This window comes from Pedobacter alluvionis (assembly GCF_003664035.1).
GTDB classification, from domain to species: Bacteria; Bacteroidota; Bacteroidia; order Sphingobacteriales; family Sphingobacteriaceae; genus Pedobacter; species Pedobacter alluvionis.
The window spans coordinates 25658-34778 of record NZ_RCCK01000001.1; the positions used below are offsets into that span (position 1 = coordinate 25658).

The 9121-nt window shown below is 32.6% G+C and carries 7 protein-coding genes; 4 read left to right on the forward strand and 3 right to left on the reverse strand.

The genetic code is table 11. The features are described 5' to 3' along the window. Nucleotides 1–246: 246 nt before the first annotated feature. Nucleotides 247–1827 (reverse strand): vitamin K epoxide reductase family protein, encoded by a 1581-nt coding sequence (locus BCL90_RS00100; protein WP_134380806.1) that lies wholly within the window; start codon nt 1825–1827, stop codon nt 247–249. Between the two features lie 366 nt (nt 1828–2193). Here BCL90_RS00100 and BCL90_RS00105 point away from each other — a divergent pair, with 366 nt between their 5' ends. From BCL90_RS00105 to BCL90_RS00125, 4 genes are all read left to right on the forward strand, one after another. Then, nucleotides 2194–2898 carry a class I SAM-dependent methyltransferase gene (locus BCL90_RS00105; protein ID WP_244095161.1) on the forward strand — a complete coding sequence of 235 codons (705 nt, stop codon included), beginning with the start codon at nt 2194–2196 and terminating at the stop codon, nt 2896–2898. A 1149-nt stretch (nt 2899–4047) separates the two neighbouring features. Then, nucleotides 4048–4728 (forward strand): hypothetical protein, encoded by a 681-nt coding sequence (locus BCL90_RS00115; RefSeq protein WP_121281948.1) that lies wholly within the window; start codon nt 4048–4050, stop codon nt 4726–4728. 197 nt (nt 4729–4925) lie between these two features. Then, complete coding sequence (locus BCL90_RS00120) at nt 4926–5876, forward strand: BatD family protein (protein ID WP_121281949.1); 951 nt, start codon at nt 4926–4928, stop codon at nt 5874–5876. Between the two features lie 187 nt (nt 5877–6063). Beyond that, nucleotides 6064–7053: a hypothetical protein gene (locus BCL90_RS00125; RefSeq protein ID WP_134380804.1), complete on the forward strand. Its 990-nt coding sequence runs from the start codon at nt 6064–6066 to the stop codon at nt 7051–7053. Between the two features lie 871 nt (nt 7054–7924). On the opposite strand, the gene BCL90_RS00135 is transcribed toward BCL90_RS00125, so the two are convergent. Then, nucleotides 7925–8623: a LytR/AlgR family response regulator transcription factor gene (locus tag BCL90_RS00135; RefSeq protein WP_121281951.1), complete on the reverse strand. Its 699-nt coding sequence runs from the start codon at nt 8621–8623 to the stop codon at nt 7925–7927. Nucleotides 8624–8641: 18 nt separating this feature from the next. Further along, nucleotides 8642–9004: a LytS family sensor histidine kinase gene (locus BCL90_RS00140; RefSeq protein WP_121281952.1), complete on the reverse strand. Its 363-nt coding sequence runs from the start codon at nt 9002–9004 to the stop codon at nt 8642–8644. Nucleotides 9005–9121 lie beyond the last annotated feature (117 nt).

Here is a 9121-nt window from a genome sequence, read left to right on the forward strand (position 1 = left end):
ATTTGTTTTGTGTTGATGCATAACAGCAAGTATTACATACGCCGTCAGTAGCACAACCTGATGCACAGCCATCAGTTGCATAACAGTCACCTCTAGCCACGCTTGATCCACCAAGTACACTTTTCAATTCATCTCTTGTTAAGCTTTTAAAGCTCTTTTTCAAATTTGTTTTCATGTTGTTTTTCTAAAGTTTATCTTAGCTGTTGCTACTAAGCGGTTCTGATTTTTTACTGAGACAACATCACTTTACAGTGACCCAGCCTTGCCAAGATAGTGATTTAATTGTGGAATCAAAGACTCTAAATCCCTTAAATTATACCTTGTTGGCATTTTTCTTCCATTTAGGAATATCGTTGGAGTATACGTTATTCGATTCTCTTTCATCCAAATGTAGTGATGCTTTTTTTGAACTGATACATCGTTCAACTCAACTTTCCCCCATTTTTTTAACCAATTCTCCAAATTCATTAATTCGAACCAATCAGTTAAAATTTTAGCTATTTCTGTTGGATTGGTGCAGGATGCTACATTCAAAATTGATTCTGTTGCTTCCGTGAACTTATCATTTGTATTAAGCATTGGGCATAATAATTTAATATCCAACTCGATCATTCCCGGAAACTTATCTATTAACCTATGAATATCTTTGTGTGCAGTAGCACACGGCTTGCAATAAGGGCTACAAGCTATTGTGAGTTTTATCGGTGCATCTGTGTTCCCAACAATTAAAATATTTCTAAAAGAGGAATCGGAAACCATCAATTCTTCATTTTGCAACTGAGATAAAAAAATCGAAGTGTCCGCTTTCCATTTTTTAAATTCAAGTAATTGAGTAGTTGCCCATATTTTGAATGAGAATAACCTGCTCAACATCATCAAAGGATAAACCAATACCAAAAAGATGGCGGAAAATACAAAAAACGGTAAGGGCTCAAAGCCAAGCTGGGAACTATTCAGAATTATTAGCAGCTGAACTGATAATATGCATCCTACTCCAATGCATAAGGCGCACCAGTCTCTAATTATAAAAGCCTGAGCATAAATACTTCCAATTACAATAATGCCTGCAACACATGCTGGAATTATTGTAATACTTATCAATGTGAAGTTCGGTGTAATAAAAATATATGCTACAAATTGCGTAGTAAAATAAGTTAACGAGCCCAACGCCGGTGTAATTCCGAAGATACCTCTTGCCAGATTATTGCTCATGACATTTTCACAACCACTTTTACTAAACGCCCCGCACACTTGCCTAATGATCCTAGAGTGGAACCCGACTTCATTTGATAACAAAAATACGCTCAGGAAAAGCCCCAACATACCAAACAATCCAATGAGTATTTCTTCAACTGATTTAATGTTGAGCGATCTAAAAGTGAATAAAGACAAAAGAATAATTGAGAATATCCATAAGAAAATTTTTTGGTCCCTTTCTTTTAGGGCAGCATCGCTATTCTCTTTAACCTCCCATTTCGAATTAACCTCTGGAAAAATGACAATGCCACTCCAGTCTGAAAGAATCTCACGATATTCTTCCCAATCGTTTATACTGTTAACGATATACATATAACTGTGTTCCGGTTTTTTAATATGGGCCAGGGCTGGGTAGTTTAGCTCACCGATAGAATGGAGATCAGTTTCCACGGCGTAAAATTCCATTCCACCCTGTTCCAAAACATCAGTCAATGCGGTTAACGACGGATAATCTGGGTGTGTTGTAATCTCGTCTCTGAAATAAACTTTATTTGGGAAACTTCCGGCTTGCTTAAGCCAATTATAACTTACCTTCCAAAGTTCTGAGGTTTTCTCTTTTTCTATTAACATATTGATTTCTCTTACCCCCAAGATATTATTTATACCTTAAAATTTATCAATTAATTTAATACATAAAGGTTTTAAATACGCCACATCATTAAAGATCGTCCCTCAGGTTAAGCCGTTGGTGATTACTGTTGGCGAAAAGAAAAACTAAATCTATACTTGAGTCAGTGACATCTTGAAAGGTTTCATTCCTTTAATTATAGCGTATCTGCAGCTATTAAGATAATTGTAATCGCTGGGTCAACTAAATCTCCAAGCTGGCATCATTTTTACAAGGTGGAAAATACGCTAATTTACGCTGAAACACTAATCATCATAGCGTTTTTGAAAGAAATCCAAAGGTTTGCGTAACTTCATTTTATAAATTCCATGTTTAAATTTATAAAGTCAAATAATTGCAAAAACAATGCTCAACAATTAGATTTTCATCCCAGGCAATTTGTAATTATCTTCGCTCCAGAGATGAAAAGCGAGCATATACAGGAAACCTTCGGAAACATTGATATTTATTTATTCGACCAGTTAATAAAGGGTACCTATGATGGGTGCAAAAGTGTTTTGGATGCTGGATGTGGAACAGGAAGAAACCTGCTTTACTTTTTAAAAAGTGGTGCACAGGTTTATGGGGTAGATCAAAATCCTGAAGCTATAGCACAGCTTAAAAATCTGGCAAGTGCCTTTCCCCATATCAATCCCGAAGAAAACTTCAGAATAGGGCCGATAGAACAATTACCATTTGAAAATGAAAGTTTTGATCTGGTCGTTAGTTCTGCTGTACTCCACTTTGCAGAAAATCAGGAACATTTTGAAGCGATGTTAAGCGCTATGTGGCGTGTACTTAAACCCGGTGGATATTTCTTCTGTCGCCTGGCCTCAGAAATCGGTATTGAATCACTCGTCCGTTTTATCGGAAATGGCAGGTACATTCTTCCAGACGGATCAGAACGCTTTTTAGTCAATCAGGAAATGCTGGTTAGATTCACCAATAAACTTGGCGGAAAACTTCACGAGCCCATCAAGACGACCAATGTGCAGAACATGAGGGCCATGACCACCTGGTGCGTGCGGAAATAACATTTTATAAAATATTTGATTCAATGCTGATCTGAGTACATAACTGAACTTAATAATTAGACTATTATTTGCCGATACAAAAGCAAAGTGATACTGATTAACAGCTAGTTATCTTAGTTAAGATACAAATGAGGTGCAAAACTGAAAAAATCACTTATTTTTTAAATAAGACGTGATATTGTCATAGGAATTTCCATGTCTATCGCCTGTTGAAAGTGGTTTATGAGAAATTTTTAGATATGACGTACCTACTAGAAAGTAATTCGAATGTTCCATATTGATAAATAATAATGTTTTTATAGAAGTATTATGCGAACTTGCAACTATTTTTGAAACAAATTTATATATTCTTTATGTTACAAGATTGATTAGGCATTAAATTTTAACACTATTTATAGTTAAATTTCCTAAAGCTGAATGCCTACAACCTACCCGGGAAGAGAATTAATGTTTTAGTTGTAGGTAAATGCTATTTTGAAATAAGAAATTGAATCCAGATCTAACATGAGAAGAGTAATTATATTATATTCTATTACATCCTCCCGATTTTAAATAGATGCCAGTACAAGAAATGAAAAGAATTATATTTAAGTTTTGGTTAAAAAACATTTTAATAAGTATTGCTTTATTCATTATTTATAGAATAGTAATTGCAGAAACAAATCACGCTGATGGAAATTTTCTTGAATGGATTTTACAAATTTTAGATATACTATTAAACTTAGCGTATTCATTTATATATCTAATTGCAATGGCTTTTTGTTCGTTTGCAATTTTTCTAAATCTGATAGATAAAATTAGAAATAGTCTTTATCTATCATTATTAACATTTTTAGGAATCCCATTATTTTATGTTATTTTTATCATTATAACCATATTAACTGACAATCTTTTATACAATAATACTGTTACTGTGTTCAGAAATATTTTAATTTTTTCAATGATTTATCTCTTTTTTACAACTTTAGAATTTTTAATATTCAGAAAAAGAATTAACAAATTCCGAACTGAATGAATAAAAACTAAGGTTTTTGAGTCATGTGGGCTGATTGCAAAATTTAACAGTAATTTTTCGATCAACCATACTTTTGTGCTATGATTGTCCGCTCCAAAGTAAAGGCCTGAAACGTTGGCTGATGTTATAAAAATATGAGACCTGAAAAAGAATTTGCTGTTACAGCTTGTAAAGAATTAGAAGAGAAATTGTCTATGTACGGTTTTAAAACTTTATCTAAAGGATTACTTTTTAAGCGAAAACTTAACCGTGACATTACACAAGAAATTGCTTTCCAAATAACTTCCCATTTTGATATTATTGTTCATATATCAATAAGCTCTGAAATAGTAAAACGATGGAATAAAGACAACTTTAAAGACGAAAGTGGTATTATGGTAACAAAACAATTAGGATATTTAACACCATTACAAAATTGGAAAACTTGGAATATTATGAAATCTGAAATTGCAAAAAAGCAATTTAAGGAAGAATTCTTATATCAAATAGAGGAATACATATTACCATTTTTTGAAAAGTTTAATAATATCAATTTACTTATTGAAGAGCTTATAGAAAATAATGGTTCTTGGACAAATTATGATAAAAAAGGACAAGTATTGCCAATAGAAATAGTTTTAAGTTATAAAACTGTTGAAGATGGACAGCGTTTACTCAATAACTTCCTAAAAGAGAACGTTGCATACCTTAAACAAATTAGGAAACATAAATTACACGAAATGATAGAGTTTGATTTTAAATATTCAGATTTTTTTGGAGCAATTGAATTTAAAAAAGCATCCAAAAAAGGATTAACATTAAATGAAATCAGCTAATAAGGATTTTTCCTCAGGCTGGCTGAATGCAAAATTCAACGCAGTTTTTCTAATTTAACTTTAATAATAATATCGACTGTTGTGCTTCGATTTGACTTCGGCGAACTTAAGTTTCCCATCCGGAGCAAAGCCCCAAAACGTTGTATGCTATACTAAAAGACCGCATTAGACGAACACACCTAAATAAAAGCAAAAAAATGAACGAATTAAGAAATAATTGCTTCCTATATCTAATTATTATAATTTTCCCTTTTACATCTGTCTCTTGTCAAACCAAAAATGAAAAAGAATTTGTGCAATTTGTTGTGCAACCTAAAGCTGAAATTGGAAAATCTATTGATTTTACTATTCATTTCGAAGAAAAGCCAGATAGTATTTGGAGTAGTAATATGGAAATTAATGGCTTGGAATTGACCGATAAATTAGATAGGTCATTAAACAAAATAACAGAGAGTGAATTGACGGGTGACAATGATAAAGTAATTAAGACATTTTATTCTTTTTATACCTATGCAAAACCTACAAAACTTGGCAAAATTGAATTTCCTATTTTGTCGGTAAGATATAAAGGAAAAGTATATAAAACTTCGCCATTTTCTATTAATGTGGTGGATAAAATTAAAATCGACCAAGGTGCCGTACAAGTAATTTGGTCAGCAGAAAAAATAACATATCATGAAACAGACACCATAAAAATCAGTCTTTACGAATATTCAAAATTTTCACAAACAAAAAGAACACATTATTCTCCTAAAAACCTTTCGCTGACAGCAAAGGACAACAAAATAAATGTTAGTGCTGAAGAAACCATCGACAATATTGCAGGAATAGATGATTTTGAAAAATTGATTGACCAAAAATTTGAAATTGTAAATGTTGATTGGAATATGTTCAATAGCAGACAATCAATGGAAAAAGTAGAGAATGAACATTTTATTAAAACGTTAATTTTAGAATTAAGTCTTCTATCAAAATCAAAGGGCACATTTCAAATAGGACCAAGTAATTTCGATTTTTTCATCCACAAAAGTAATACGGACTATTTCAATAAATTTGTTTCTAATGACAAAGGAAGTTATAACGTAACTGAAGATGGTTCGACAAGATTAAAAATAAAATCGAATACATTAGCAATGAAAATAGAATAAAACACAATATACAATAGGGTTTTGCATCAGATGGGCTGATTGCAAAAATCAAAGGTCGTTTTTCATTTGAACTTTAGTAATAATATCAACATTTGTGATTCGATTTATCGCCCGAAAGCAAAGCTCTAAATTGTTGGCGGTAATTTTCTTACCGACCGCATCTAACAAAATAAACGGAGAAATAATAATGAAAATATACAGACTACTTTTCTTTTTAAACTTTGCGCTTCTTTTCACGGGTTGTAATGGACAAAATAGAAATACAAAATCGGAAAAAGATATTTATGCAATCGGAAACGTAATAAAGCATTTCACTAAAGAGCCCCATTATGGAGCAACTATTTACACGAGTAATTGCTCGTTTGAAATTCTAATTAACGATATCCCAATTATTAAATACAAAGATAATTCTGGAGGAGGTTTGGCAGGTTCGTATTTCCCTCTTAATTGGGATATTACTAAAGCTGGAAAACAAAAAATAACCGTTCGTTTATCTCCAGGCTTCAATCAAACTACCAAGTCAATGTATCCAACTTTAATGAAAAATTCGGGTGTTAAAATTGAAATTGTAAAAACATACATCGTAAATAAAAGCTGGGGGGATGAAGAAGAAGTGAAAAATTACACAACGCCTCAAAATATAATACAAGGTAAAGAAGTAGCAACTTTTGATGGAAAAGATTATTTTGAAGACAGTTTTGATTTTAATTCAGATGTTCCCTATCACATCAATAATTTGGATAATGCAGAAGTTTTAAACCCCAAGGATAAAGACAAATTACAAGCTTTGGAAAAGGAAGTGGTAGCAAAATATAATGAAATAAGAGACCTATATTTAAAAGGAACAAAAGATGATTTAGCAGATGCTTTTTATAACACAGAAAAAAGATTTTCCCAGCAATTATATCAATCTTCAGCTGAAATTAAATACCGATGGGATAACGATTATCAATTCAGAACTGACGCCAATTTAGATTTTTTTGATTTGAAGCCCATAGAAAAATACAAAATGACTTTTTATGCCAACGGAAAAATAGTTTGTTTAGAAAAAATAAATAATGAAAAATCTGCGTTATGGGGAGGCTTTAAACGAAAAGATAAAGATGTTGGGACTACAACATACATTCAACTCTACCTTTATAGACCAAAAAACAGCAATAAACTCGAAGTGTATTAAAATTCACTTTCGTCGATCTTCTGTTTTTTAATCCTTGCCTTGTACGCTCTTTTCGCACAATCATCACCACAATACTTGGTAACTGTAGTTTTGGCAATGAGTTCATGCCCGCAATGCTGGCAGATTCTTGTAATCTTATATTCGAACCCATAAATTTTATTTTTAGGATAGTAAGACGCAATAAGATAAATTAAGCGAAGTAATCTCTCCGAGTTTTAAAAAAAAAATTAAGAGTTCAGTTCCAAGTGACAAATAGGGGACAAATTTCACCAAAATGGAGTAAAATCCAACAAATCAAAATAAAATCCATTTTGATTAATTAGCTGATTTTCATTAATTTATTTTGTTTTACCTTGCTATTTACCAATACAGAACTTCAAGCTATTTGATTATTAATTAGTTAATCAAAATGAGGAAGAAATAGGGAACTAAAAGCATCATAACATCTCAAACCATCGCAAAGAAACGACAAATTAGCTCTCTAATTCATTTAACATACACAAAACAAAGGTAAATAAAATTTTTGAGTGGTAAAACAAACAGTTTTATATCTGAATTTTTGGCTCTAAGAAAATCTTTAAATGACTTTAAAAGAAAAGACAACATTCATGGTAATATATTTATTACTTTTCAGCAAACATTTCGTCACTAAAAATAATTCTGAATATCCCATTGTATTTTCAACCAAAATAAATATCTGAAGCAGCTACTAAGGATACATTGCCTCGGTGTTCACTTAAAGATACCGCTTGAATTTTAAATTCTAAACTTTAATTTTTCTGATCTTTTTCATACTCTTAAATACAAAAAGTATAAGGATTTTGTTCTAACAAAGTTAGCAACTCCAAGATGTGATTCAGTACCTTTTAATTTAAGTTTGTAATTTTCTAAGAACATATTCCTTATAATTAGGCCCAATGGAAATGCTTTTTCCAGCAATTATAATGTCATTTGAGGTAAAGGAAGCAATCTTATTAATGTTAATAATAAATGAACGATGAATCCGGAGTAAAGGTAACGCTACGATATCCGGTTCTAAATCGCTGATTTTGTACTTTATAGTGATAGAGCTATGATCGAAAACGACAACTATATTATCCTTAAGGCTTTCGATATACAGAATATCATCGGTATTCAACCTGTGGTTTCTTAACCCGGATTTTAGAAAAAGGTACCGCTTTTGCGCTGCTATTAAGGCGACAGTTTTATCGGGCTTAACTGACCGTAAATACCGGTCGATGGCTTTGAAAAACCGCTCAAATATGATAGGTTTGAGAAGATAATCGATGATGTCAAGATCGTAGCCATCTATAGCAAATTCGCGGTATGCAGTGGTAATTATCACGGCGGGCGGATCTTTTAAGCTTTTTAAAAAATCGATACCTGTTATCTGAGGCATTTTAATGTCCAGGAACATCAGGTCTATATGAACAGTCCTTAAAATCTCCATTGCCTTTACTGCAGTCGAGCAGGTAGCCGCAACTTCGAAGGCATCCAGTTGAGCGATGTGATTTTGAATCAGTTTAATAGCAAGTGGTTCGTCATCCACTAAAAGACATTTTATTTTCATAAAGCGAAGTTAACTTTGTTAAGTATTTTCCAGATCAATTTCCAGTTGCACTTCAAAAGTGTTTTCAACTCTTTTGACGATGAGTTCATATCTCGATGGATAGATTAGTTCCAGTTGCCGCGTAATATTACCCAATCCTATGCCGCTACCGCCGGTTTCAGTATCTTCCTCTATGCAACTGTTGTTAACCGTAAAGCTCAGATGACCATTTCGCATATGGAGCGTGATCGTGATAAAAGAATTACCGGCATCCTCGCTGGCACCATGTTTAAACGCATTTTCAATGAAAGATAGTAAAATCAGTGGTGCGATAGCTGCCTGATTGTCGGTTACATACTCAAAACTAATCTGCAACCGCTCATCATACCTAAGTTTTTCCAATTCAAGATAATTCTCAATCAATTTTATTCCGAGAATACCTCGAGGCTTGCCTCGGGGTCAAAGCGGAAAGTTTGAAAACGAAGAGTTTTCAAATACATTTGCATTGTGGATGAACAT